Origin of the sequence: Brevundimonas sp. CEF1, from assembly GCF_051353055.1 — a bacterium.
Classification (GTDB): Bacteria; Pseudomonadota; Alphaproteobacteria; order Caulobacterales; family Caulobacteraceae; genus Brevundimonas.
Map to the genome: position 1 here is coordinate 565,362 of NZ_CP195593.1, position 25,575 is coordinate 590,936.

23 protein-coding genes are annotated in these 25,575 nt (G+C 64.6%); 16 read left to right on the top strand and 7 right to left on the bottom strand.

The window, feature by feature from the left end; all coding sequences use genetic code 11:
* Positions 1–214 precede the first annotated feature (214 nt).
* The 5 genes from ACR9FL_RS02870 (at position 215) to ACR9FL_RS02890 (ending at position 4,305) form a co-directional block, all read left to right on the top strand.
* Positions 215–700, top strand: a complete 486-nt coding sequence (locus ACR9FL_RS02870; RefSeq protein ID WP_436357054.1) for a helix-turn-helix transcriptional regulator — start codon at positions 215–217, stop codon at positions 698–700.
* Positions 701–1,498: 798 nt separating this feature from the next.
* Positions 1,499–1,840 carry a lasso peptide biosynthesis B2 protein gene (locus tag ACR9FL_RS02875; protein WP_436357055.1) on the top strand — a complete coding sequence of 114 codons (342 nt, stop codon included), beginning with the start codon at positions 1,499–1,501 and terminating at the stop codon, positions 1,838–1,840.
* Positions 1,837–3,543 carry an asparagine synthase-related protein gene (locus tag ACR9FL_RS02880; protein ID WP_436357056.1) on the top strand — a complete coding sequence of 569 codons (1,707 nt, stop codon included), beginning with the start codon at positions 1,837–1,839 and terminating at the stop codon, positions 3,541–3,543. The genes ACR9FL_RS02875 and ACR9FL_RS02880 overlap by 4 nt, the downstream gene beginning before the upstream one ends.
* Before the next feature lie 103 nt (positions 3,544–3,646).
* Entirely contained in the window at positions 3,647–4,114 is a 468-nt protein-coding gene (locus ACR9FL_RS02885) for a MucR family transcriptional regulator (protein WP_436357057.1), read from the top strand.
* Positions 4,111–4,305, top strand: coding sequence for a hypothetical protein (locus ACR9FL_RS02890; RefSeq protein ID WP_436357058.1), 195 nt, complete (start codon positions 4,111–4,113; stop codon positions 4,303–4,305). Before ACR9FL_RS02885 ends, ACR9FL_RS02890 begins: the two co-directional genes overlap by 4 nt.
* A gap of 70 nt (positions 4,306–4,375) precedes the next feature.
* On the opposite strand, the gene ACR9FL_RS02895 is transcribed toward ACR9FL_RS02890, so the two are convergent.
* From ACR9FL_RS02895 to ACR9FL_RS02910, 4 genes are all read right to left on the bottom strand, one after another.
* Positions 4,376–6,790, bottom strand: a complete 2,415-nt coding sequence (locus tag ACR9FL_RS02895) for an alpha/beta hydrolase family protein (protein WP_436357060.1) — start codon at positions 6,788–6,790, stop codon at positions 4,376–4,378.
* A 7-nt stretch (positions 6,791–6,797) separates the two neighbouring features.
* On the bottom strand, positions 6,798–9,764 hold the full coding sequence (locus ACR9FL_RS02900) for a TonB-dependent receptor (protein ID WP_436357061.1): 2,967 nt from the start codon (positions 9,762–9,764) through the stop codon (positions 6,798–6,800).
* Between the two features lie 64 nt (positions 9,765–9,828).
* Complete coding sequence (locus ACR9FL_RS02905; protein WP_436357062.1) at positions 9,829–10,794, bottom strand: FecR family protein; 966 nt, start codon at positions 10,792–10,794, stop codon at positions 9,829–9,831.
* A 25-nt stretch (positions 10,795–10,819) separates the two neighbouring features.
* On the bottom strand, positions 10,820–11,308 hold the full coding sequence (locus ACR9FL_RS02910) for an RNA polymerase sigma factor (RefSeq protein ID WP_436357063.1): 489 nt from the start codon (positions 11,306–11,308) through the stop codon (positions 10,820–10,822).
* A gap of 83 nt (positions 11,309–11,391) precedes the next feature.
* On the opposite strand from ACR9FL_RS02910, the gene ACR9FL_RS02915 reads away from it, so the two are divergent.
* Entirely contained in the window at positions 11,392–11,613 is a 222-nt protein-coding gene (locus ACR9FL_RS02915; RefSeq protein WP_313472136.1) for a helix-turn-helix domain-containing protein, read from the top strand.
* Positions 11,614–11,661: 48 nt separating this feature from the next.
* Positions 11,662–11,865 carry a helix-turn-helix domain-containing protein gene (locus ACR9FL_RS02920; RefSeq protein WP_436357064.1) on the top strand — a complete coding sequence of 68 codons (204 nt, stop codon included), beginning with the start codon at positions 11,662–11,664 and terminating at the stop codon, positions 11,863–11,865.
* 1,187 nt (positions 11,866–13,052) lie between these two features.
* Here the strand turns inward: ACR9FL_RS02920 and ACR9FL_RS02925 are convergent.
* A complete protein-coding gene (locus ACR9FL_RS02925; RefSeq protein ID WP_436357065.1) occupies positions 13,053–13,931 on the bottom strand; it encodes a LysR family transcriptional regulator in 879 nt (292 codons plus the stop codon).
* A gap of 209 nt (positions 13,932–14,140) precedes the next feature.
* On the opposite strand from ACR9FL_RS02925, the gene ACR9FL_RS02930 reads away from it, so the two are divergent.
* The 5 genes from ACR9FL_RS02930 to ACR9FL_RS02950 all read left to right on the top strand — a co-directional run bounded on the left by ACR9FL_RS02930 (position 14,141) and on the right by ACR9FL_RS02950 (position 18,365).
* Positions 14,141–14,836, top strand: a complete 696-nt coding sequence (locus ACR9FL_RS02930; RefSeq protein WP_436357067.1) for a type 1 glutamine amidotransferase domain-containing protein — start codon at positions 14,141–14,143, stop codon at positions 14,834–14,836.
* 2 nt (positions 14,837–14,838) lie between these two features.
* Positions 14,839–15,294 carry a VOC family protein gene (locus tag ACR9FL_RS02935; protein ID WP_287900258.1) on the top strand — a complete coding sequence of 152 codons (456 nt, stop codon included), beginning with the start codon at positions 14,839–14,841 and terminating at the stop codon, positions 15,292–15,294.
* Positions 15,294–16,400 (top strand): NADH:flavin oxidoreductase/NADH oxidase, encoded by a 1,107-nt coding sequence (locus tag ACR9FL_RS02940; protein ID WP_436357068.1) that lies wholly within the window; start codon positions 15,294–15,296, stop codon positions 16,398–16,400. Before ACR9FL_RS02935 ends, ACR9FL_RS02940 begins: the two co-directional genes overlap by 1 nt.
* Positions 16,397–17,548 carry an L-dopachrome tautomerase-related protein gene (locus ACR9FL_RS02945; RefSeq protein ID WP_436357069.1) on the top strand — a complete coding sequence of 384 codons (1,152 nt, stop codon included), beginning with the start codon at positions 16,397–16,399 and terminating at the stop codon, positions 17,546–17,548. Before ACR9FL_RS02940 ends, ACR9FL_RS02945 begins: the two co-directional genes overlap by 4 nt.
* Before the next feature lie 76 nt (positions 17,549–17,624).
* Positions 17,625–18,365 (top strand): SDR family oxidoreductase, encoded by a 741-nt coding sequence (locus tag ACR9FL_RS02950; protein WP_436357071.1) that lies wholly within the window; start codon positions 17,625–17,627, stop codon positions 18,363–18,365.
* Positions 18,366–18,465: 100 nt separating this feature from the next.
* Here ACR9FL_RS02950 and ACR9FL_RS02955 read toward each other — a convergent pair.
* Positions 18,466–19,652 (bottom strand): IS3 family transposase gene (locus tag ACR9FL_RS02955; protein WP_138141362.1). Its coding sequence is split into 2 segments (ribosomal slippage): positions 18,466–19,391 and positions 19,391–19,652, totalling 1,188 coding nucleotides; the frame shifts between segments, so codons are not numbered across the junction.
* Between the two features lie 97 nt (positions 19,653–19,749).
* Between ACR9FL_RS02955 and ACR9FL_RS02960 the strand changes: the two genes are divergently transcribed.
* The 4 genes from ACR9FL_RS02960 to ACR9FL_RS02975 all read left to right on the top strand — a co-directional run bounded on the left by ACR9FL_RS02960 (position 19,750) and on the right by ACR9FL_RS02975 (position 22,618).
* Positions 19,750–20,043, top strand: a complete 294-nt coding sequence (locus ACR9FL_RS02960; protein WP_436357073.1) for a putative quinol monooxygenase — start codon at positions 19,750–19,752, stop codon at positions 20,041–20,043.
* Positions 20,044–20,153: 110 nt separating this feature from the next.
* Complete coding sequence (locus tag ACR9FL_RS02965; protein WP_436357074.1) at positions 20,154–20,573, top strand: GlcG/HbpS family heme-binding protein; 420 nt, start codon at positions 20,154–20,156, stop codon at positions 20,571–20,573.
* A 305-nt stretch (positions 20,574–20,878) separates the two neighbouring features.
* Positions 20,879–22,018, top strand: a complete 1,140-nt coding sequence (locus ACR9FL_RS02970) for a glutathione-independent formaldehyde dehydrogenase (protein ID WP_436357075.1) — start codon at positions 20,879–20,881, stop codon at positions 22,016–22,018.
* A gap of 30 nt (positions 22,019–22,048) precedes the next feature.
* Positions 22,049–22,618, top strand: a complete 570-nt coding sequence (locus tag ACR9FL_RS02975; protein ID WP_436357077.1) for a type 1 glutamine amidotransferase domain-containing protein — start codon at positions 22,049–22,051, stop codon at positions 22,616–22,618.
* Between the two features lie 255 nt (positions 22,619–22,873).
* On the opposite strand, the gene ACR9FL_RS02980 is transcribed toward ACR9FL_RS02975, so the two are convergent.
* Positions 22,874–25,534 carry an excinuclease ABC subunit A gene (locus ACR9FL_RS02980; protein ID WP_436357078.1) on the bottom strand — a complete coding sequence of 887 codons (2,661 nt, stop codon included), beginning with the start codon at positions 25,532–25,534 and terminating at the stop codon, positions 22,874–22,876.
* Positions 25,535–25,575: the final 41 nt, after the last annotated feature.

Here is a 25,575-nt window from a genome sequence, read left to right on the forward strand (position 1 = left end):
GACGACTCCGGGCTTCGAATCGCCAGACTCGGGCCATCCCGCAGAAGGGGGAAGCTGCAGATAGTCCGGGCGCGGCATATTCTCGCCGGGAGATGAAAAGCTCGCGCTCGCACGCGATATATTCGCGCGAACTGTGAATTCTAAGCAGAGAAACGCTGACTTCTGTTGCCTGAAACGCGCTCCCCGCCCACACCTGTCGCGGGGAGGTTGTGAAATGAAGCCGCCGGACCAATCTGAGCTTGAAAGCGACAGCGCAGTGCTTTCCGCCGCGATCCGGGGTCTTCGACGCCTGCGCGGCTACTCGTCGGCAGAGGTCGCTCAAGGAATGAACCTCGCTCTCCGAACCTATCAGGATTTCGAAGCCGGTAGAGGGCGTCTCAACGTCGATTACATCTACCGCTTCTGCTCTTTCGTGGACGCCGATCCGGACGCCATCTTCGCCTCGCTTTCGATTGGATCTCCGGATTTCGCGATCCGATGCAGTTCGAACAAGTTGATGAGCATCGTGATGATCGGAGTGCAGCAGCTCAATCATCAACTCGGCGACCGCTTGGCGGCTCTGGAGGCGCGCACCATAGTCGCGGCTGTAAATGCGAGCGTGCGCGATCTGGTGGAGAAATCGGCGGGCGGCGATGAGGCCGACTGGCTGAAGGCGGGGGAGGAGGCCCTGCGTCGGGCCAGACCGAAGCCGGGCCGTTGAATATATCGAGATATAGTTTGTCACAGCCTTGAGACGGGCCGCCCATGGAGGCGCCGCAATCCTGCGGCTGATCAAGGAGACTGTGATGCAAAACTCAACCCGTGTTCGCCTGGTTCGTCTGGGCAAGGCCCGCGACCTCACTCGCGGCGGATGGCACGTCGGCGTCCTGGAACTGGACGGCTCCTATATCCGCATGGCCTGACGGACCCGCAGGCGCCGAAAGACGCCGGCGCCTGCACCGGCCATGGAATATATGGCAATATAGCTTGCCGGTTCCGCTCCTCGGTCGCCTCCTGATGAAGCCGCACTTCCGCGGCATACCAAAGGAGAGACTGAGATGACCCGACCGATCCGCCTCATCCGCCTCGGCGAAGCGCGCGCCCTGACCCGCGGCGGCGAACTCGAGGGTGTCCTCGAGATCGACTTCACCCGCATCAAGCCGCAGGGCTGAGGTCGCAGGCCGTCGGCTTCGGCCGGCGGCCAACCGTCCTGCACGTCATGATCTCGCCAGCGCCCTCCATCCATGTCGCCGTCGTCGAAGACGACCTGGTCGCCCTGGACCTCGAGACAGACGCCTATTTCTGCCTCCCTGACCTGGGTCGTTATCTGAGTTGTGAGGGGGGCGGACGGTGGACCGCCGCAAGCCCCGCAATCGCGCAGGGCCTTGTCAAAACAGGGCTGTTCCAGACCGCCTCTTCAGATCACCCCGTGGTCAGGCCCACGCCGGCCGTCCGGACCTCCAGATTCTATGAAGGTCCCGAAATCGGCGTCTTCTCCAATATGGCTTTGGCGAGGGTCATGGCGTTCGAGGCTTGGCGCATCCCTGGCCGTCCGCTGCGAGCCCTGATCGCACGGTCGCCCTGCCTGCCGCTGCGGTATGATCGGGCTGACGACGCCATGGCTGAGGCCCGCCTGTTCGATCGCTGGATGCCATGGGCGCCGGGGCAGGGGCAGTGTCTTTACAGGGCCTGTCTTCTGCGCGCCCACCTGGCGTCGCGCGGACTGGGTTCGACCTGGATTTTCGGGGTCCGGACATGGCCCTTTTCCGCCCACTGCTGGCTCCAGGTCGGGGATGTGCTTCTCGACGACGATCTCGACCGGGTGGCGCTGTACACCCCTATCCTGGTGATCGGGGCGTGACACGCTTCGTCGCCGTGCTGGGGCCGGAGGCGGACGAAGGCGCTTTCCAGGCGATGAAGGAGGCGGCTCGCCGTGAAGGCTGGCGGATCACCGAGGTCGGTTCCCGGCTATGGATCGCGACTGACCGGGCGGTCATCACTCGCTTTCCTCACGCTTCTGGCGAAGTCTTGCTCATAGGCGAGGTCGCGTCGCCATCGTGGCCGGTGATCACGGGGAAGACGGTCGACGCCCTGTGTCGCGACCTGAGCGACGGGCTCTGGGGCCGTTACATCGCCCTATTGCTGGGCCCGGATCAGGTCTTGAGCGGGGTGTTCAGGGACCCGTCCGGCGCCGTCGACTGCGCCGTATCGCGAAGCGGATCGACCTGGTTGGCCGCAAGCGATGCCCCGAACTGGATGATCGAGGCGACGAACGATCATCCGGGGCTCTGCTGGCGAACGGTGGCGGAGGTGCTTCGCGACCCCATCACCCTGTCTTCAGCCGATCTGGTCTGCGCGTGGAAGACGGTGCCTCCAGGCGGGCTCCACCTCCCCGACGGACGAAACCGTATGATTTGGTCGCCGGCCCAGGCCGCGCGTCGTTCATCGCCGGCAGATGCTGCCGGGTTGCGAGCGACGGTCGAGGGTGCGGTGACCGGCCTGGTGGGGAGGCGGACCTCCGTCCTCGCCGAGGTTTCCGGCGGTCTGGATTCGGCGATCATGGCCTCCAGCTTGCTCGCGGGTGGTTTCCGCGGCCGGGTCATGTGGCTCAACACCTCCGGGCCCTATACGGAGTCGGACGAGCGGGCCTACGCCAGGGCGGTGGCCGAGACGCTGGGCGTTGAACTGACCATCATGTCCCGGTCCGCCCGGGACCTGGTCAATGGCCTGGCGCTGGACCATCCCCGGTCCCTCCGGCCCAGCCTCAACCGGCTCGATGCGGTTTATGACGCCCTGCAGGCGGGCCTGTGCGAGCGGCATGGCGTCGAAGGGGTTCTGACCGGCAAGGGCGGGGATGTCGCCTTCGTGCAGACGGCGAGTTCCAGCATTCTCGCCGACCAGATTCGAGATCGCGGGCTGGGGGCCCTATTGACCCCGACGGCGCCGGTGCTGGCTCGCCGAATGAGACGCTCCGCCTGGCGCACCATGAGGGCGGCGCTGGTTGCGGCGAGACGTCCGCGCGACTACGGCCCGTTGGCGAACGGACTTCTTCACCCGGATATCCGCCAAATGGACGTCGCGCCTCATCCATGGCTGGCCGACGTGGCTGACCTGGGACCCGCCAAACGTCAGCAGGTCGTCGGCTTCACCAGCAATCTCGGCCTTCACAGCCCATCATTGCGAAATGCGAGGGCGGATCTGCTTCATCCGGCCCTCAGCCAACCGGTCATGGAAACCGTCCTCGCCATACCTGCCTATGAACTGACAAGGGGCGGGCATGATCGTCTTATGGCTCGGGAGGCGTTTGCCGACAGGCTCCCTGCCGCCCTGATCCAGCGGCGCTCGAAGTCGGAACTCGGCGGCTATTATGGTCGGGTGCTGGCGGCCAACATCGATCGTCTCCGACCGCATCTGCTGGAGGGATATCTTGCTCGCCACGGCCTGATCGATCGCGAGCAGGTCGAGGCCGCGCTGCAGGTTGAACATCTGATCTGGCAAGGCGGCTATCTGGAACTGATGATGCTGAGCCTCGTCGAAAGCTGGGTGAGCGCCTGGCGTTCCTAGCCGCTAGGCGGCTACACCTTGGACTCGCGAGCCAGTAATCGGCCTGTCCGATGACGGCGTTACAGGATATCCAGGAAGTCCCGTTTTTTACTGGAGCCCTACCTTGGACGACGCGATGACGTCTGATCGGGACCTTCTCGACATGACCGCCGACATCGTCGCAGCCTATGTGACGAACAACAGGATCGAGGCAGGCGCGCTGCCCGGCCTGATCACCTCCGTCCATGCCGCGCTCGGTTCCACCGGTTCAGATCGCATCGAGGAGGTTGAACCGGTACGAAAGCTCACGGCCGCCCAGGCCCGCAAGCTGATCACCCCCTCGGGTATCATCAGCCTGATCACGCAGAAGCCCTTCAAGTCGATGAAGCGCCACCTGGCGATCCACGGGCACACCCCGCAGTCCTATCGCGACGCCTTCGGCCTTCCTGCGGATTTCCCGATGGTCCACCCCGACTACGCCAGGGCGCGGTCTGATCTGGCCAAGCGGATGGGGTTGGGGGTCGGTGGACGCAAGGCGACGAAGACCGCTCCAAAGGTCAGGTCGGGCGGCAAGTCGAAGGCAGGCGGATGACGCAGTGGCAGACGGCTCTACTCTTCTTCGCCGCCTTCGGCTGCTTGAGCATCCTCCTGGCTATCAGCAAACAGCTGGACCGGCTGATCAAGGAGATCAGCCATCTGCGGATCGAACACCGCCGGGCGACCGGCGTAGAGCCTGCGGGACTGATCTTGGCGCGAGACCGCGCCGAGGCTGATCGGATGTGATCGGGGGCTGACGGTCGCTCAGGTCCAGAGCTTGCGGCGCCGGACCTGAGCTCAGTCCTATGAAAAAGACCTATTTGTTCTGGCGACCAGGCCTGACGCGCGAAGGTTGCAGCACCTCGTCCAGCCAGGCCCAAACGGTTTCATAATAGTCGCGGATGTTCGCCGGGCTGGAGAGGACATGGCCCTCGCCCATGTAGGTCAGGAGGACGACGTCCTTCTGCTGTCGGTAAAGGGCTGAGAAAAGCTCCTGGGCCTGTCCGGGGGGAACATAATCGCGATCGGCCGTGACAAGCAGAACCGGCGCCGAGATCCGGTCGGCGGCCAGGGCCGGACTGTTGCGCACATAACGGTCCGTGTCGGCATAGGGGGGAGACCCGAGCCCTCCCTGACCGGTCTCGACCCAACCGGCCCTCGATCTCACCGGCAGCCCGTCCGCCGGCGAAAGCGCGGCGGGCAGGGAGAACTGGCCCCAGGCGCTGAGCAGATTATAGGGTCCGTTCGCCGCGATCACGGCGGAGAAGCGATCTGATTGGGTCGCCGCGGCGACGGCTGCAAAGGCGCCGAAGCTGTGCCCCCACAGGACGATCCGTTTAGAGTCGAAGGCGTCCAGAGACTCTGCGGCGTCAACAGCGGCGAGGATGTCGTCCGCCATGCCGAGGGCGGGCTCGCCCCGTCTGTCCGGTCTGGGGAGACTCGGGATCAGCACCGCATAGCCGGCCGCCGTCATCAGTTGAACGTTGGAGGTCACGCCGTCTTCCGGCGAGGCTGGCTGGTATGCGGGCTCGCCAGGATAGGGAACGACGATCAGGGGAGGCTTGTGATCGCTTGTTCTGAGCGGGCGGTAGAGCCAACTCGTGAGCGGCGCGCCGTCCGGGGCCGTGTGAATCACCGCTTCCACGGGAGCATAACTCACCTCGGCGAGCCGATCGTTCAATCGCATCAAGGGAGGCGCGCCGTCCAGGGCGAGCGCTTCACGGTTACGGTCATCCCTGATCGCGACGACGGTGCGCCGTTCCCCCGCTGCGGCGATCCGGGATGACATCTCCGATCTGGAGCCGGTCGCGGCGCCCGTGGCCGTATCCACTCGCCACATCTCCTGGCCATCACCGGTCAATGTCCAGTCCCGTCGGGCCGGGCTGTTGAAGGAGAAGCGTTGACCCCGGCTGAAGAGGGCTGATGTCGCGCTCGGCCTGGCGCGGATCGCCCTGCCCAAACGTGTCGCCGAGCCGTTTTGATCGATGGACCAGGCCTCGGCTCCGGATTGCACCACGAGGCGGCGCGCGGAAACCGCGATCAGCGAGAAGGAGGGCGAGGCCAGCGCGGCCGTCAGGACCTGCGGGCCGGCATCCGTAAGAGAGATCCAGTCGCGTCGGTCGCCGTTCTGGACATAGAGGATCGGGTTTTCGCCAAGCCAGTCCGCGCTGATGAATTCGGTTCGAAGTCCGGTCTCGAGCCGCGCCGGCTTGAAGCCGCCCAGGTCCGTAGCCCTGACGGTTTTTCGTCCGGGGTCGATCTGCATCAGCCGACCGCTCGACCAGGGCTCGCCGTCCTGCCTTGCCCAGACCAGCAAACGATCGCCAGAGAGCGACCACGACATCAGGAGCGGAGAGATGTCCAGTCCCGGGAGCGGCTCCCAGACTTCGCCGCTTTCGAGGTTTGCCAGGGTGAGCTCGCGCCGTTCTGAAAAATCTCCCTGAAGGAAGGGGGCGTCTGGATCGAACGGGCGGTCCCCGGAGAACCGCACCGCAGCGGCGAAGGCTCCGCCTGGGGCGATTTCCAGGTCGTGAAAACGACCCGTCGCCAGGCTCTGCTGTCGTCCGGTCGCGGCCGACACCAGGACCAGACGGGACTCCGCCGGTCTGGGGTTCCTGTCCAGAAAGGCGCCCCCGCCGATCAGGGTGCGGCCGGGTTGCAGCCCCTCCCGGGTGGACCGCCACAGCTCGCTCATCCGGTCCTGAACATGAAAGCCCTGGCGCACCATGGGCGGGAGATCGCCCTCCACGCGCTGGATCATGACCAGCTCAGCGTTGTTGCGCCATTGCGCCGCCCGCCCCCACATGGAGGTGTCGGGCGTGCCGGGCAGCCACAGGACGTCTCCTGTGGCCGTGTTCACGATCCCCGCCGCAAAAGAGCGTTCTGCGAGCCGATAGATGAGCAGGTGTCGATCGTCCGGAGACCAGGCGCCGATGACATGGCCCTCGCCTTTCGCCCTTGCCAGCAGGCTGCGAGGGGCCGCGCTCCCGTCCGCCGGGGCGACCATGATGCTTGAGCGCAGCACCAGATCCAGCGCGTCATATTCATAGGGTCCGGCCTCGATCATGGGGCCGATGTGTTCGAAGGCGAGGGTGGTCTCGCGAGGAGAAAGGGCGACCTGGCCGAAGCGTTCGAGACGAAGGAGGTCGTCCAGGGTTACGGGCGCGGCGAGAGCGGGTCCGGATCCGCAGATCAGGACCGCGCTCGCGGCGGCGAGCACAGTGCGAAACATGGGAGACCTACCAGCGCTTGGTCAGTTGCAGCGCGAAGGTCCGACCCAGGGGGTCGGCCTGCCCGGCGTCGAAGCCGATGCCCGTGACCGCGTCATAGAAGGGCGGGTCCGCATCGAAGACATTCCGCACCGAGGCTGTCAGGCTGAGCCCGTCGCCCCACGCGCCCGAGGGCGTCCACCCCACCTGCAGGTCCGTCGTCGTCCAGGAGCCGATCCGGGATTCCAGGAGGTCGCGATAGCCGCCGACGTGGTTCACCGCCACCCGAAGCGAAACATCGTCTCGCACCCAGCGACCGGACACGACGCCCCGCAGATCGACCGGGAAGCCGTAGGTGTCGACGAGGTCGACGGACGGCGCGGCCGTAGTGATGCGGCGCTTGTAGTCGGTCATGTAGGAGGCGGTGGCTTCCAGGGTGAGCTCGCCGCCGGCCAGGTCCAGATCATAGGCGGCGTAACCGTCTAAGCCCCGCACCTCTACCGCCGCCGTGTTCAGCCAGCGCCCATCGACGATGACGCCGAAGGCGTCTGCGGGAAGGACGCCCGGCAGCAGGAAGTCGGGACTGGTGATCAGCGCCTCTACGGCCGCCCGGTCGGCGGCCGAGTTGCGATCGACCCGATGGACGAAGGGCGCAAGGGTGGGATCCAGCAGCACCTGGGTGAGATTGTCGAGCGCCGGACGCCCGATCCGGTCGGAGAAGGCTATGTCGAACCAGGTGGCGCCGAAACGCCATGACCTGTCCCTGGGGCGATAATCGAAACCGAGGGTGAAGGTGTCCGCGGTCTCGGGCTTGAGGTCCGGATTGCCGCCGCCTTCGAAGAGGGCGACCTGCTGGCCGACCGTATCGGCGACGAAGGTCGCGGAAATGTAGCGGCGTTGCGCCAGCTCGGTCATGGCCGGTGCGCGAAAGGACGTCCCCCAGTTGGCGCGGACCTTGAGGTCCTCGACAGGGGTCCACATCAGGCCGATCTTGGGATTGGCGGTGGAGCCTATGTCGTCATAGTCCTCCAGCCGCCCCGCGAGGGAGAGCTCGAGCTTCTGAATCCCCGGAACCGCATGGTCTGGACCGACGAGCGGCGCGCGAACCTCGATGAAGGCGGCGGCGACCTTGCGGTCCTTGTCAGGGGAGCGCGTCGACAGGGGAGTGAGGCCGGAGGTGAAGGTGACGCCGCTGTTCTTCAGCACCTCCGTTCGGAACTGGGCGCCGACCGCAACCTTCAGATCTCCCGCAGGCAGCTTGAAGGCCGTGCCCTGGGCTATGAGGTTGGCGGAGGCCACCTCGTTCTCGTCGGTATATCGACTCCAGCCGCTGGAGATGAAGTCCAGGACGGTGCGGGCGTTGGCCGCGCCGGAGCCGAAGAGGTTGAGGTAGCCGTCACGCGGCGCCGAGAAGGCGGTCGCCGGATCGTCCGCGGTGTTTCCCAAGGCTTCCTGCAGGAAGGTGGACTGAATCATGCCGCGACGCCCGTCGTCGGCCCGCTCGGCCCCATAGGTCAGAAAGGCTTCGGCCTCCCAGTCGGAGGGCAGGAAGACACGCGCTCCCAGGGTCGCGCCGAGACTGCGTGCTCGACCTGAGCGTTGAGAGACCCCAAGGTCTCCACCAAAGGAATAGGCGATGCTGTGCGATGTCGCGCCGGTCGGAGACACGAAATGCGGGTTCGCCGTCGTGACCGTCGCGATGACGGTCGGGGTGGTGCTTTCGGTTTCGAACTCGCGCTGACTGAAGCGGAGATCACCTGTGAACTCGAGATGCGCGCCGACCTGCTGCCTGACGTAGAGATAGGCCGCGTGGCGATCGAACTCCGGGACGAGGGCGGCGCCTGTTCGGGTGTTGCCGTAGTTCTGCTGGCCGGCGGCGAAATCCGCCGCTGAGACCGCGACGCCGCCCGCGCCCGGGCGGATGGCGTGGGTGACGACGTAGCTGCTGCTGGCGTTGTCGAAGCGGACGATATTGCCCGGGACGGCGTAATAGGTCCGATGGTCCGTGCCGCCGAAGGGCCTGAGGTCGCCCGTCGCTGTATAGGCGCGGTCCGTGGTGCTCAGCGCGTTCTGCCGCTCGAACTCGTACGAAAGGAGCGCCTGACCGGTCGACCAGGTCCGGCCAATCGTATGGGCGGCGATGACGGACTCGCCGCCGCCCTTAGCGGCGCCTATGCGCAGGCGGCTTTCCTGACCGTCGAAGTCCCGCCGAAGGATGATGTTGACCACGCCCCCGACGGCGTCGGCGCCATAGAGGGCGGAGGCCCCGTCGAGCAGGACGTCAACACGTTCGACGGCGGCGGTCGGAACGGCCGAGACGTCGGCGAAATCACCCCTGCCGCCGGCGCCGGCCATGCGACGGCCGTTGACCAGCACCAGGGTGGAGTCCGGTCCGAGACCGCGCAGGTTCACCCCGGTCGCCAGGCCCGAATTGCTCTGCATCGGATCCGATCCGACCAGGGCCGCCGTCGGCGTGCCGCTGCCGGCGTAGTTCTGGGGCAGGGCGGCCAGGGCTTCCGCGATCGTGGCGCGGCCGGTGCGGTCAAGATCGTCGCGCCGGATCACCGTGACCGGGGAGGGCGTGTCGCCTGGCCCCCGAAGCAGGGTGCCGGTGACGACGACGTCGTCGACGACCACGGCCTCCGCGAACTCATCCCGGGGCGCGCGCTGAAGGACCCAGGCCCCGCTGGAGGACTGAACCGCGACGAGGCCGGACCCGGCCAGTAGCCGATCGAGGGCGGCGTCGGCGCTCATTCTGGCGTTCAGGCCAGAAGTCCGGCGGCCCGCGACCTGGTCCGACGTGAACATCAACTGCCGGCCGGCCTGGCGAGCATAGGCGTTGAGGGCTGCGCCCAGAGGTCCGGCGGGAATCGCGAAGTGTGTCTGGACCGGCGCCTGGGCCGGTGTTGAAGGCGGGGCTGAAGACTGGGCGTGCGCGGCGCCGGATACGGCGGCCAGGGCGACGCCGGCGAAAAGGCTTAAGCGGTGGGCGGTCATCTTGTCTCTCCCCCTCGACGCAGGAGCGCGTCGGGGTAGAGACGGTTGGGCTAGGGTCTGACCCTCACCCCTTTTCATTATTCCTTGGAGTGACCAGTCGAACCCTGCCGTCAGGCTCGCGGATCGCTTTCAGGCCGAGCAGATGGGCGGCTGCCGAAACAAAGGCCGACCGGTCCCCGCTGCGGAAGACGCCGTTGATCGGGGTGTTGGCCGAGGCAGGCGCGTCGAGAATGATCGGCGCCGTCAGGTAGCGGTTCATCTCGGCCACGGCGTCGACGAGCGGGGTATCCACAAAGGTGAGCTGGCCGTCGGTCCAACTAGTCGCGACATCAGCGTTAACGGTGGATATCCTGGCGGTTCCAGCGCGGATCGCCGATTGCTGGTTGGGCTTCAGTCTTTGTGGCGCGGCCGGCGCAGCGGACTGGGCGACGTCGACGGCGCCCGACAACAGGACGACGCGGGTTTCTGAACCGACGCGACGAACTTCGAATACGGTGCCGACTGCGGTGACGGAGGCGTCGGTGGTTGACACCACGAAGGGACGGGCGGCGTTGTGCGCCACCTCGAACAGGGCCTGACCTTGGGTCAGCTCAATGCGACGTTCACCGGCGGTGAAGCGGACCCGCATCCTGGAGGCCGTGTCCAGACGGACCCGCGACCCGTCGGCCAGTTGCAGCGTCCGCTGTTCTCCGATCCCGGTGGAGTAGGTGTTGCGCCCCTCCCAGAAGACAAACCCGGCCGCGAGCGTCGCGGCCAGCGCCGCTGTCAGGCCGATTGCGCGGACTTCGCGCGAGCCGAAACGACGCGGCCGACGTTGGTGGGCCTGTTGAAGGGCTGCCTGGATGTCCGGGTCGCCTGCGAGTTCGCCGCTCCGCGCCCAGAGCTGTTCGGCCCGACGGTAGGCTTCGGCGTTTTCGGGAATCTCGCGCCATTTGGCGAAGGCCTGGACGGTGTCGAGCGAAATGGTGCGCGTGCCGAGCCGCGCTATCCAGTTGGCCGCCTGATCGTCGGCGGCCGTACGTGTCTTCACCTCAGTCGGCATCGCAGCCCTTGGACTAGCGTCGGAGTTGAGCATCGACCTGTTTTAGCGCCCGCGTGATGCGACGCTCCACAGTCTTTACCGACAACTCTAGTCGCGCTGCGATCTCCTCGTTTGTCAAACTTCCGAACCGGCTGAGCATGAAAATATCTCGTTCGGGTTGTGGAAGCCTGAGGATCAGCTGCTTCAGCAGGACGGCTTCCGTCTGGGAGGCGGCGTCGTTGCAGGCGGTGGTGGTGGCGGCGTGCAGGCGTTGCCTTTGCGTGCGGCGGCCTTCCTCGGCCACGAGGTTGGTGGCGATCCGGAGAAGGAGGGACTTCGGGTGGCGGACCTCGCCACGCGCCTGGTAGGGCGCGATGCGGAGGTAGGTCTCCTGAACGATGTCGTCGACGCCCGTGACGCCTAGACGGCGGAGACGGGATGAGAGCCAGCTAGCATGCCGGAGGTACAGGTCTCCGAGACCTGATGGGTTCTTGCTATGCCTGATCGCGGCTTGACCAGTCATTAGTCCCTCAATGACACGTTCAGAGGGCAAAATGACACGATTAGGGGACAGATTAAAGAGTCCGGTGGCGCTCAATTGTCTGGATGTCCCTCGTCGCCCTACTGGGCCGAAATATAAGGCGTCATCGAAACGCCCTGGGCATTTCTCAGGAAGAGCTCGCGTTCCGTGCTGACATGAAGCGGAGCTATGTGAGCGGCATTGAGCTCGGCAATCGAAAACCAAGCGTCGAAGCGCTAGAGCGGCTTGCGATCGCTCTGGGTGTTGATCCACGCATTCTGCTCGAGCCGGATCGCCACTCTAATTGACACGTCTGGTGGGCAGCCAAACTCGAGCTTGGCCGGTCTCCTGTGCCCATGGACGTCGTAGCCCTTTTAGGCCGCAACGTGCGTGTTCTAAGGACTGCTGCAGGCCTCTCGCAGGAGGAGCTGGCCTTCCGGGCCGGTATGAAGCGGAGCTATCTCAGCGATCTCGAGCGCGGCACGAGAAATCCTAGCGTCAGGGCGCTGGGACGCATTGCGGCTGCGCTTGGCGTGCCGCCGAGCCGGCTTCTGGATTAGCGTTGCAGAACCGTGGCCGGGTATCCCGATTTGCAGAAGTTCTTTTAGGCGGCGCTATGGCCGCTTTTGACTCATATCGGACTTTGGGAGCGTCCGCTGACGGCATCCAACTACGAATCTGAGGATCGGACGTTCGAATCGTTTCGAGCGCGACGCAAGTGTCGGACGACACAGCAGGCTAGACTCCGACACAGAAAGTTGGACTCATTGGCCCACATCTCGGGCTCCCAGCATTTTCCAAGGTTTGAAGACTGGACAACCGCTGCAATTGCGGGGCGTTTGGATATGGTTCGGTCGGCTTCGGGCTCTTAGGTTCAGGACCCATTGATGTGAGGCGCTGGATCTGTATCTGATTGATGAATAAGGGAAATATGGTGGGCGCGCTAGGGCTCGAACCTGGGGGCCGCTGATTAAGAGTCAGCTGGTTGACGGCAGCTTTAGCCGATTTTCCACAAAAAGAGGACGGTCAACAATCGGCCCAACTTCCGCCGTTCAATGAGGCGGTTGAGCTGCCAATTTTCGAACATTAGTCGGCCGATCGCACCCTTGTAACGGTTTGGCGCAAATTCGCGATTCTGGGAGGATCGGTGGGGGTATTTTCCAAGAGTTGGGCGGAAAAACGCGCAATGTCAGAACGTTATATGTTCGATATATGTTCCTTCTCCGCTACCAGGAAATAGCGTCCGCATGTGTTCGCTTGCGTCCGTATACATCCGGATTGTTTACCCAAATCGCTGATTTCAATAACAGATGTGCTACCACGCCTATTCGCTTGGGGCCGTATGCGTCCGTATGTGTTCGCTTGAAGCCGGGGCCTTTATGGGGGTATTTTGGGGTATCCTCGGGCAGTGCGAAATCAGGCGAGACCCCCAGCTGCGATCTGTGGCTCACGGCCGGATTCTCACGCTAGTGCAACGGCGTGCCCCAGCCCTTCCGCAACGGGATCGGTCGGAAAGATCCCAATTATTTAACGTGAGTTCGAGTCCCGCCCGAGGATTCGAACAGAGGTGGCCGACTTTGGGGCAGGGGAGGACACAACCTTTTCATTCCTAGGATAACCGCTTTGCGCCCCACATCCGGCCGTTCAGCCTTGTCGCCGACGATCCCGAAAGCCGCCCTTCGTTCCGCCAGCGCTCAACTGGTTCAGACCCGACATTGCGCTCACGGCCCAACAGGCGTCGCCACAATCATATTCGGAGTGCAGCAATCAGGGCGTCCCGAGCCATGGCCACGCGCGGGTGTCGCAGCGATGAGCGTGCCCAGACGAGGTAGTAGGCGTTGCGCGGCACCGTGACCGGGGCGGGTATCTCGATCAGCGTGCAGGCAGCGCGTTCGCTGCGGGTGAGATAGCCGGGCATCACCGTCCAGCCGAGACCCGCGCACAATCCCGATCGCAATACTCTCAAATCGGGCGCGGTCAACGCGGGCTGGCTCGTCAGCTCGAGCTGGTTTGCATGGAGCCAGGTTCGCAGCAGCGGCCGGTCGAGGTCGTAGGCGAGGTGGGCCGTCCGGTTGAGCCCGTCGGCAAGCGGCAATTCGGCAATCCGCATGGCCACGGCGGGCGAGGCTACGGCGCGCAGGTGCTCTTCGCCCAGCGCATGGAAGGCCAACCGCGGATCTTCGGGTTGCGAGGCGGTGACGGCCAGGTGCACCTTGTCTTCGAGGAGCATGGCATAAAGCGCCTCGCGCCCGCCGATATGCAGCCGCAGGTCCAGCCCTGCTTCCAGCAGCGGAGCCAGTCGGGGCGTGATCATTTCGCCCAGCAGGTCCGACGGCGCGGCGATGTGGACCGTGCCCGAGATGCGGGACGAACGGGCCCGCGCGCTGGCCAGTGCCGATTCCGCTGTGTCAAGGCTGCTTCCGATTGAAGCAGCGAGATCGTCGGCGATCGCTGTCGGTCGGACGCCGCGCGAATGGCGATCGAACAAGGGACGGCCCAGTTGCGCCTCGAGCGATGCGATGTGCTGCGACGCAGCCGGTTGGGTGATGCCGATTGCCCGGGCCGCCTCGCTCAGCGAACGACGGCGGTAGACTTCAACGAAGGTGCGCAACTGCAGGAGGGACATTCCGGTTCCATAAGCGCATTTATGGCCGTCCGCCATTCTCGCTGGATTTCATGATGCCGTTCCCTGCCTATCTAGGCCGCCGAAAGGAACGATCGAATGCAAAATCGCCGCCAACTGCTGAAAGCTCTCACCACTGTCTTTGTGGCGGGCGCGGCCGCGCCGTGTGCGTTTGCTCGTGTCCCCACATCAATGGAGAAGGACAACTGACGATGACCCGCATTCTCATGGTGGCCACCTCCGCCGACCGAATGATTCCCGGCACCGAACCGACGGGTGTCTGGCTCGAAGAACTTACCACCCCGTACTACGCGTTCCGCGATGCGGGCGCCGACGTGACGCTGGCCTCGATCAAGGGCGGCGCCATCCCCGTTGACCAGCGCAGCGTCAACGCCGACGGCGAGAATGACGCTTCGGTCGAGCGCTATCTGAAGGACGAGGCCCTGAAGGCCGAGGTTACCAGCACCCCTGTATTCACAAGCATCGATCCCGCCGGCTACGACGCGCTGTTCCTGCCCGGCGGCCACGGCACCATGTTCGATTACCCCGGCAGCGACGAACTGGCGCGCCTGGTCGAACGCTTCGACCGCGAAGGCAAGATCGTCGCCGCCGTCTGCCATGGACCGGCGGGGCTGGTCTCAGCGAAAAAGGCCGATGGCACGCCCTTCGTCGCCGATCGCCGTGTCGCGGGCTTCACCGACAGCGAGGAACGCGCGGTCGGCCTCGATCAGGCGGTGCCGTTCCTGCTCGAAACGCGTCTCAAGGAACTCGGCGGCAAGCACGAGGGCGGCCCCGATTTTGCCCCCTTCGCCCTGCGCGACGGCAATCTGGTGACCGGCCAGAACCCCGCCAGCGCTACCCGCACCGCGGAGCTCGTGATGGAAGCCCTCAAGGACAAGGTCGCCTGATCATGCGCTATCTCCACACCATGGTGCGCGTCGCCGATCCCGAGGCGGCGATCCGTTTCTTCACGCTGCTGGGTCTCAAGGAAACCCGGCGCATGGAGAACCAGGCCGGGCGTTACACGCTGATCTACCTTGCCGCCGACGAGGATTTCCGCGGCGACGGGGAGCAGGGCGATGCCGAGGTCGAACTGACGTACAACTGGCCGCCCGAGGACGGCAACCCTGCCGAGACTTATACCGGGGGCCGCAACTTCGGCCACCTCGCCTACGGGGTCGACGACATCTACGAAACGTGCGCGCGGCTGCAGGCGGGCGGCGTGACGATCAATCGCCCCCCGCGTGACGGATACATGGCGTTCGTCCGCTCGCCGGACGGGATATCGATCGAACTGCTGCAGAAGGGCGAGCACAAGGCTCCGGCCGAACCCTGGGCCTCCATGCCCAACACGGGCGAATGGTGATGGCGAATTTGTTCGAACCGATTGAGGTTGGCGGGCTGCGGCTCGCCAACCGCATCGTCATCGCGCCGATGTGCCAGTATTCGGCAGTCGACGGCGCGATGACCGACTGGCACCAGATGCATCTCGGCCAGTTGGCGCTGTCGGGCGCGGGCGCGCTGACGATCGAGGCGACCGCGGTCAGCCCGGAAGGGCGCATCACCTACGGTGACGTCGGCCTATACGATGACCGTACCGAAGCGGCGATGCGAAGCGTGCTCGAAAGTGTGCGCCGTTGGTCGGACATGCCGCTGATCATCCAGCTGGCCCATGCCGGCCGCAAGGCGAGCTGTGCCAAGCCGTGGCACGGCGGAGCGCAGCTTGCCCCCGATGCAGAGAACGGCTGGCAGACCGTGGCACCCAGCGCCACTCCCTTCGCTCCGGACGACCATCCCCCCGTCGAACTGGACAAGGCAGGGCTTGCCCGCATCCGGGAGGCGTTCGCGGATGCCGCCCGCCGCGCCGGCAGGCTCGGCATCGATGCCATCCAGATCCACGCGGCGCACGGTTATCTGCTCCACGAGTTTCTTTCGCCGATCTCCAACCGGCGCGGCGACGAATACGGCGGCAGCCTCGACAACCGGATGCGGTTCCCGCTCGAAGTGTTCGCTGCCGTGCGCGAAGCATTACCGGCCGACCGCCCGGTGACCGTCCGCGTTTCGGGGACCGACTGGGTCGAAGGCGGCTGGACAGCGCAGGAGACGGCGCGGTTTGCGCAGGAGTTGGAGCGGCGCGGTTGCGCGGCGATCCACGTCTCCAGTGGCGGCCTCGATCCGCGCCAGCAAATCCTTGTCGGCCCCGGCTATCAGGTGCCGCTGGCGAGGACGGTCAAGGACGCGGTCGCCATGCCTGTCGTGGCGGTCGGAATGATCACCGATCCGCAGCAGGCGGAGCGCATCCTCGAAGACGGGCATGCCGACGCCATAGCGATAGCCCGCGCTGCGCTGTGGGATCCGCGCTGGCCCTGGCACGCCGCCGCCGCGCTTGGCGCATCGGTAAAGGCTCCGCCGCAATACCTCCGGTCGGAGCCCCCCGACGCGGGCCGCATTCTCAAGGAAATGACACCATGAAAACCTCCGCCAAACTGCTTCTTGCCGCTGGCGCTGCCCTCTCGCTCGCCGCCTGCGCGACGACCCGCGAGGGTGAATCCGCGCCCCAGATCGAACAGGTCGCTACCTTCGATGGCGCGATGCCGACTGGCGTGACCGTCGCCCCCAACGGGCGCATCTTCGTCAACTTCCCGCAGTGGGGCGACAACGCGCCGTTCACGGTTGCCGAGCTGGTCGACGGCAAGGCGGTGCCCTATCCCGACGCCGCGACCAACCAACCCGATCCGGCCGACCCGGCGGGGCACTTTATCTCGGTGCAGAGCGTGGTGGCCGATGGCGCCAACCGCCTCTGGGTGCTCGACACGGCGGCTCCCAATTTCTCTAAGCCGCAGGCCGGCGGTGCAAAGCTGGTGGCAATCGACCTTGCGACCGACCGGGTGGTGAAGACGATCGTCCTGCCGCCCAGCGTGGTGCTGCCCACGACCTACCTCAACGACGTGCGCTTCGATCTGCGTCAGGGCGCCGAGGGCGTCGCCTATATCACCGACAGCAGCAACGCCGGTGTCGGCGGCATCATCGTCGTCGATATCGCCAGCGGGCGTGCGATCCGGCGCCTGTCGAACCATGCGACGACCAACCCCGAGCCCGGCTTCACCCCGGTTGTCGACGGTGCGCTGCTGATGAACCGTCCCGCCGATGGACCGGCGACGCCGGTCACGATCGCAAGCGACGCGATTGCGCTCAGCGCCGACGGTAGCCTGCTGTATTACGGTCCGCTGGCGGGCCGCACGCTGCACGCGGTGCCCACGGCGATGCTGCGCGATCCCGCGGTGTCCGAGGAGGCACTGGCCCGCGCGGTCCGCAGCCTGGGGCGCAAAGGCGCCTCAGACGGGATAGCCGAAGACGACAAGGGCCGCGTGTTCGCCGGCGATTACGAGAACAACGCAATCCGCGTGTTCGACCAGGGCCGCTGGACCACGGTGGTGAGCAACCCGCGCATCAGCTGGCCCGACACGCTGTCGATCGGCACCGACGGATATCTCTACTTCACCGCCAACCAGCTCCACCGTCAGCCCGGTTTTCACGGCGGGCGGGATTTGCGCCGCAAGCCCTACGAGCTGCTCCGCATCAAGGTGAGCGCCGGGCCCGTCCTATTGCGCTCGCGGTGACCCCATCAGGCCGGGCGGGCTCGCGCGGGGCCGCCATGCGGCGAAAAATCAACAACTCACTTGAAGGAATACAGACATGACAAAGGGTATCGAAGGCAAGGTCGTTCTCATTACCGGCGGCAGCAGCGGCATCGGCGCGGAAACAGCGCGCCTTCTCGCTGAACGCGGCGCGAAGGTGGCCATCGCCGCCCGGCGCAAGGACAGGCTCGACGAGGTCGTCGCGGACATCGCCTCAAACGGCGGCACGGCACGTAGCTACGCGCTGGACGTGACCGACAAATCGGCGGTCCAGTCCGTCGTCGCCGCAATCATTGCCGACTTCGGCCGCCTCGACGTGCTGATCAACAACGCCGGGCTGATGCCGATCCGTCCGATGGCCGAGGTCAACACCGACGAGTGGGACCAGATGATCGACGTCAATCTGAAGGGTACGCTCTACGGCATCGCGGCGGCCCTTCCCGGTTTTCTCGAGCAGGGCAGCGGTCACATCATCAACCTGAGCTCGGTTGCGGGCATCAAGGTCTTCGCACCAGGCGGCACTGTCTACTCCGGCACCAAGTTCGCCGTCAGCGCGATCAGCGAGGGCTTGCGCTACGAGGTGGGGGAAAAGGTCCGGGTTACGTCAATCGAGCCTGGAGCTGTCGAAAGCGATTTGAAGTTCACGACCTCTGGCACGGCTGCCGAGACGGTGCTGGACTTCTACAAGCAGGCCATCCCGGCGGCATCGGTGGCGCGTGCTATCGCGTTCGCCGTCGAACAACCTGATGACGTCGACGTCAACGCGATTGTCATCCGTCCGACCGCACAGCAGTTCTGATTGCAACGAAGAGGCGGGGCCGCGTGTGCTCCGCCTCATGGGGAACGTACCGGCCCGCTCGTCCGTTACTCTGCCGAAGAATTGACGTGCCCCTGAATTTTCATCCAGCGGCGACCAGAGTCCTTGGGTTAGTTACGCCTCGCAGCGTGGGATGAGCAACAGGCCGGACCGCGCAGCTTTCATCCTGCGCAGCGGGTCGGCCTGTTGCGGTCAGACTGGCGGCAAAAGCCTCCGGGGTGAGGTAGCCGATCGATGAATGCGGCCGGCGGGTGTTGTAGTCCAGCGCCCAGGCGGCGACCTTCTGGCGGGCGTGGTCGAGGCCGAAGAACAGGCTTTCGTTCAACAGTTCGTCGCGCATCCGCCCGTTGAAGGATTCCACAAACCCGTTCTGGGTCGGCTTGCCCGGCGCGATGTAGTGCCAGTCGACGCCTTGATCCTGCGCCCAGGCCAGGATGGCCGTGGACGTAAACTCCGTGCCGTTGTCGCTGACGATCATGGCAGGACGGCCCCGCCGAGAGATCAGCGCTGTCAGCTCTCGCGCGACGCGGCGTCCCGAGATCGAGGTGTCGGGGATCGCCGCCAGGCACTCGCGGGTGACGTCGTCGACCACGTTGAGAATGCGGAAGCGGCGGCCCGTGGCGAACTGGTCGTGCACAAAGTCCAGCGACCAGCGGGCGTTCGGCCTGGCCTCGACCAGGATCGGCGCCCGCGTGCCTATGGCGCGACGACGTGAGCGGCGCTTGCGCACCGTCAGGCCTTCCTCGCGATAGAGCCGGTAGATCCGGTTCTTGCCCGAGGCCTCACCCTCACGTCGCAGCAGCACGAACAGCCGCCGATAGCCGAACCGTCGCCGCTCCACAGCCAGCGCGCGTAGCCGCTCCCGCAGCGCCGTGTCCGGCTGACGGCAGGAGCGATAGCGCACCGATTTGCGATCGGCCTTGATGATGGAGCAGGCCCGCCGCTCGCTGACGCCGAACGCCGCCTTCAGATGGGCGACGGCCTGGCGCATCGCCGCGGGCCTTACCACTTTTTTGAGAGCAGATCATTCAGCGCCGCCTTGTCGAGCATGGCGTCGGCCAGCAGACGTTTCAGCCGGCCGTTCTCGTCTTCCAGGGCGCGCAGGCGCTGGGCGTCCGACACGCTCATCCCGCCGAACTTGGCCTTCCAGGCGTAGATCGTGCCCTCCGACACGCCGTGCTTGCGCGCCAGCTCGCCCGCTTTGGCGCCGGCCTCGTTCTCCCGCAGGATCCCGATGATCTGCTCTTCCGTGAATCTCGCTCGTTTCATTCCGTCCGTCCTTTCAAGGGCCGGACTCTAGCTCCGCGTGGAGGAAATTCTCAGGGGCACGTCAGAATAACTGAGCGTTCCACTTGAGAAGTGATTTATGCTCAAACTTGCCCTGTATGTACCGCTGAAGGCCAAGCCCGGAAAAGAGCGCGATGTCGCCGATTTCCTGACCTCCGCATTACCGCTCGTTCAAGCTGAGCCGGGCACTTTAACCTGGTATGCGATCGAAGAAGGTCCCGGTGCGTGCGCGATCTTCGATACGTTCGACACAGAGGAGGATCGGCAGGCCCATCTTGACGGCAAGGTTGCCGCCGCACTGATGGACAAGGCAGAAGAACTGTTTTCCGAACCGCCGCAGATTCACAAGTTCACCCTGCTGGCCGCGAAATAACGGAGCGATGGGCACCCTAGCGCGTCGGTCTCACCGCCCTGTTGGGGGGGGGGGCGGGCGCGGCGGCGTGCGTTGAGCGGTGTTCCACGAACCGGCCACGGAGACCCACCATGCGCGCTACCCAAACGCTCGACCTGAACGACGCGCGAACGATCATTGATGCGGGGATCGCGGAGGCCGAGCGGATCGGCAACCCGATGAACATCGCGGTGGTGGACGCGGGCGGCTGCCTCCTAGCGTTCGCGCGGATGGACGATGCGTGGCGCGGCAGCGTTGACATCGCGATCGACAAGGCGTGGACGGCGCGCGCATTCGACGTCGAGACCAAAGCGCTGGCGAAGCTGGCCCAGCCGGGCGCCGACTTCTACGGCATCCATGCCTCCAACGACGGCAAGGTGATGATCTTTGCCGGGGGCGTGCCGATCAAGGAGGGCGAGAAGGTAATCGGCGCGGTGGGCGTGTCAGGCGGCACCGGCAAGCAGGACCAGGGCGTGGCCGAGGCGGCGGCGCAGGCGTTAGCGGGCGGCTGAGCCTTCGCGCGCGGTGCCGGGCGCGGCGGCGCCGGCTCAGTCGATGGCGGCGGGCGCGCCTCGCGGTCGTCGCGGGTCGCCTCCGTTTAGCACGTTATTCGGCCGTTCTGGCCAGTCATTCAGAAAGCCCTGTGAAACCATTTGAGGATGGCCCTAACGCGAAGGAACCTCTCTGGTGGCGGAAGGTTGAGTAAAACTGCAATCACTTGAAGGGTGCCATGTCCTCCGCCGTTGCGATGAACAGGATCATGACCACGCTCTCAATCTGATGACGTGTTGAGAAGAGCTGCGAAAGGAAAAGATCCATGAAAGCTGTCGTGTATAACGGGCCCAAAGATGTTTCCGTCAATACAATCGATGATCCCAAGATCGAAAAGCAGACCGATGTTATCATCCGGCTGACCACGACCAATATCTGCGGGTCGGACCTTCACATGTATGAGGGCCGTACCAGCTTTGAGAAGGGCAAAGTCTTCGGTCACGAAAACCTTGGCGAGGTCATCGAAGTCGGCGCTGCCGTAGATCGCATCAAGAAGGGCGATCGCGTGTGCATGCCGTTCAACGTCGGTTGCGGTTTCTGCGAAAATTGCGAACGCGGTTTGACGGGTTTTTGCCTCACGACCAACCCTGGAACCGCTGGCGCAGCGTATGGCTTTGCCGAGATGGGTCCGTGGCAAGGTGGTCAGGCCGAGTTGATGCGCGTTCCTTATGCGGACTTCAATTGCCTGAAGCTGCCTGAGGACGCTGAGGAGAAGGAGGATGACTATGTCATGCTCTCCGACATCTTCCCGACGGGCTGGCATGGCGTCGAACTGTCAGGTTTCCTGCCTGGCGAAAGCATCGCGATCTACGGCGCCGGTCCGGTCGGTTTGATGGCCGCGCATTCAGCCGAAATTCGTGGTGCCTCTCAGATCTTCGTGGTCGATTCTCACGATGACCGCCTGAAACTGGCCGAGGCGATGGGCGCTATTCCGATCGACATGCGCAAGGGCGATCCGGCCCAGCAGATCCTTGACGCGACCGGCGGGCTCGGGACCGACCGGGGGGTCGAGGCGGTCGGGTATCAGTGTTGCGATCGCCACGGCAAGGAGCGCAGCAATTACACGATGAACTGCCTCGTCAAAAGCACGAAGGCCACTGGCGGCATCGGCGTCGTCGGCGTGTTCATTCCGGAAGACCCGAACGCGCCCGACGATCTCCAGAAGGAAGGCAAGATGGCGTTCGACTTCGGCAACTTCTGGTTCAGAGGCCAGAAGATCGGCACCGGCCAGTGCAATGTAAAGCACTACAACCGGCGACTGATGAAGCTTATCGAGCAAGACCGGGCCAATCCTGCCCAAATCATCTCGCACCGACTGCCGCTTGATCAGGCACCAGACGCCTACAAGCATTTCGACGAGCGCGATGCTGGTTGGACGAAGGTCGTGCTCAAGCCGGGCGCCTGACCTTAGTCTTCGACGCAATAGGAATTAATTATGACTTTGGAAGGCAAATCAGTTGCCATTCTGATCGCACCCCGCGGGACGGAAGAACCAGAATTCTCGAAGCCCAAGCAAGCTGTCGAGGACGCTGGGGGCAAAGTGACTGTGGTCAGTTTTGAGCCGGGCAAGGCTCGCACAGTCAATAACGATCTTGACGAGGGCGGGAGCTATACTATCGACAAGACGTTTTCCGAGGTCAAAGCCGACGATTTCGACGGACTTGTTGTGCCCGGAGGGACTGTCGGTGCCGACAAGCTGCGCGGCAGCGTCGAGGCAATTGGTTTCATCCGGGCTTTCTTCGATCAGAAGAAACCGGTTGCGGCTATATGCCATGCGCCCTGGACATTGATCGAGACGGGCGTGCTTAAGGGTCGCACCTTGACGTCCTACCCGACGCTGAAGGTCGATATCGAGAACGCCGGCGGTGCATGGACCAATGAGGAAGTCGTGGTCGACGACGGCCTTGTTACCAGCCGCGATCCCAATGATTTGCCCGCCTTCTGTGCCAAACTCGTGGAGCAAGTCGCGGCAGGTGTGGGCGCTGGGCTCGCAGTCGGGAATTAAGACGGCGCGTTTCGACGAACCATGTGAGGGCCCTCTCCCTGGAGAAGGTTGGCACAGAGCAAGCGTGGCGGACGGCCAATCGCTGGCCATCCGCCACGCCGCGTATCACACGAACACGGCGCACCTGACGGGCACTCAAACCCTAAGCCGCGTCAACCGCGGCGACACATCGCCGGCTCCGCTTCCAGATTCGACCCATTCCAACGTGTGGTTGAGATGCACCTGATCGAACGTGCGTTCAGCCAGATTTAAGACCTACAGCGCCGCCTTGAGGTAGCGGGCGGTGAGACTGCCGTCCGCTTCCGCAACGACGCCAGGGACGCCGCTGGCAACGATACGGCCCCCATCTTCCCCGGCCCCCGGTCCCAGGTCGATGATCCAGTCCGCCTGTGTGATGGCGCGCATGTCATGTTCGACGACTACGACGGTATTGCCGGCGTCTACGAGACCCTGCAGGTGTTGCATCAGCCGGTCGCCATCGGAGGGGTGAAGCCCCGAAGTTGGCTCGTCGAGGATGTAGATCGTGTTGCCGCGTTGAGCGCGTTGCAGTTCAGTCGCCAGCTTGATGCGCTGCGCCTCCCCGCCAGACAGCTCGGTCGCCGGCTGACCGAGCCTCAGATAGCCAAGACCGATCTCCCGCAACACGTCGAGGGAGCGCATCACAGATGCCTCGCCAGCGAAGAAATCGCACGCATCGTCGACCGTCAGTTCGAGCACCTGGGCGATATTGCGCCCATTCCATTCGACTTCGAGCGTTTGCGGGTTGTAGCGAGAGCCATGACAGGTCGAGCACGGGGCAAAAACGCTCGGCAGGAACAGCAGCTCCACCATGACGTATCCCTCGCCCTCGCACACAGGGCAGCGGCCTTGCGGTACGTTGAACGAGAACCTCCCCGGGCTGTAGTGCCGCCGGCGGGCGAGCGGTGTATCAGCGAAGATCCGTCGCACATGGTCGAACATGCCGCTGTAGGTGGATAGGTTCGAGCGCGGCGTGCGGCCGATCGGTTTCTGATCGACCCGCACCAGCCTGCGAACATGCTCCATGCCTGCGACAATGCGTCCTTCAGTGTCGGTCTGCGCAACATCGAGCAGCGGATCGATATCCTCCTCCTCGGCCATGCGGGAGCCGCCGAGGTGTTCCGTGACGAGCTCGGGCAGCGCCTGACTGACAAGACTGGATTTGCCCGATCCCGAAACGCCGGTGACAGCGGTGAAGCAGCCGAGGGGAAACTCGACATCGAGACCATGGAGATTGTTCCGCCTGATCCCTTCCAGGCGTAGCCATGCCTTGGGATCGCGCGGTGTGCGCTCACTGCGGAGCGGCTCTGCGAACAGGTAGCGGCGGGTGATCGAAGTCTCGACGTCGGCAAGCCCCTCTATCGGCCCGCTGTAGAGGACTTCACCGCCCTTATCCCCGGCTCCTGGCCCGACATCGACGAGCCATTCCGCGCGGCGGATCACGTCGAGATCATGTTCGACGACGAACAAGGAGTTGCCCGCCGCCTTGAGACGCTCGAGGATGGTGAGCAAGGCTTCGCCATCTGCCGGGTGCAACCCTGCCGAAGGCTCGTCAAGCACATAGACCACCCCGAAAAGCTGTGACGACAATTGCGTGGCAAGCCGCAAGCGCTGCAGCTCTCCGGAGGAGAGCGTCGGCGTGCTGCGGTCGAGCGAAATGTAGCCAAGGCCAAGATCGATCAGCGGCTCTAGCCGCTCGATCAATTCGCAGGCAAGGCGTTGGGCGGCGATCCGCTTCTCGTCGGAGAGATTGGGCGTGCGGCGTACGTCGGGCGCGCTCTTGTGCGCAGAGCCGCCCGCCGCAACCCGTTGTTCGACCGCTGCATCGCGGGCCGCTTTTTCCAGAACATGGCCCTTTGAGGGGGCGGAGACCGCCCCATACGCGCCATGCGCGACGGGCATCAGCAAGTCCTTCAGCTTGAGCACCGTTAGGTCGCCGAACTCGGCAATGTCGAGGCCGGCGAATTTAACCGACAGGGCTTCGCGCTTCAGGCGCTTGCCGTCGCAGGTCGGGCACTCGCGGCCGATGATATATTGCGAGACGCGCTTCTTCATCAGCGCGCTTTTCGTGTTGGCGAAGGTTTCCAGCACATAGCGGCGCGCGCCGGTGAAGGTGCCCTGGTAGCTCGGCTCCATGCGGCGCTTGAGCGCCACGCGGGTCTGTTCGGGCGTCAAGCCCGCATAGACCGGCACCGTCGGCGCCTCTTCAGTGAAGAGGATCCAGTCGCGATCTTTTTTCGGCAGGTCGCGCCACGGCGTATCGACGTCATAGCCCAGCGAAACGAGGATATCGCGCAGGTTCTGGCCATGCCAGGCGGTCGGCCAGGCGGCGATCGCCCGATCGCGAATGGTGAGGCTGTCGTCAGGAACCATCGTCTCTTCGGTCGCGTCATATACGCGGCCGATGCCGTGGCAGGTCGGGCAGGCCCCAGCGACCGTGTTGGGGGAGAAATCCTCCGCATAGAGCATCGGCTGATGGCGCGGATATTCGCCGACGCGCGAATAGAGCATCCGCACCAGGCTGGAGAGCGTCGTCACGCTGCCGACCGAGGATCGCGCGTTGGCCGAGCCGCGCTGCTGCTGCAACGCGACCGCAGGCGGCAAACCGTCGATCGCGTCGACCTCCGGCACGCCGGCCTGGTCGATCAGGCGACGGGCATAGGGCGCAACCGACTCCAGATAACGCCGCTGGGCTTCGGCATAAAGGGTGCCGAACGCGAGCGATGACTTGCCCGAGCCCGATATGCCGGTGAACACCACGAAGGCGTCGCGAGGTACATCGACGTCAATATTTTTGAGGTTATTCTGGCGCGCGCCGCGAACCTGCACGCAAGCGGGCGGCCCCGTATGCCCATGATCGGTGGCCGGCGTCGTCGCGTGAATATCCTTGCTCTTCAATTCAGTCTTCCTGCCCTATACGCCTGTGCGGCCCGTGGTTC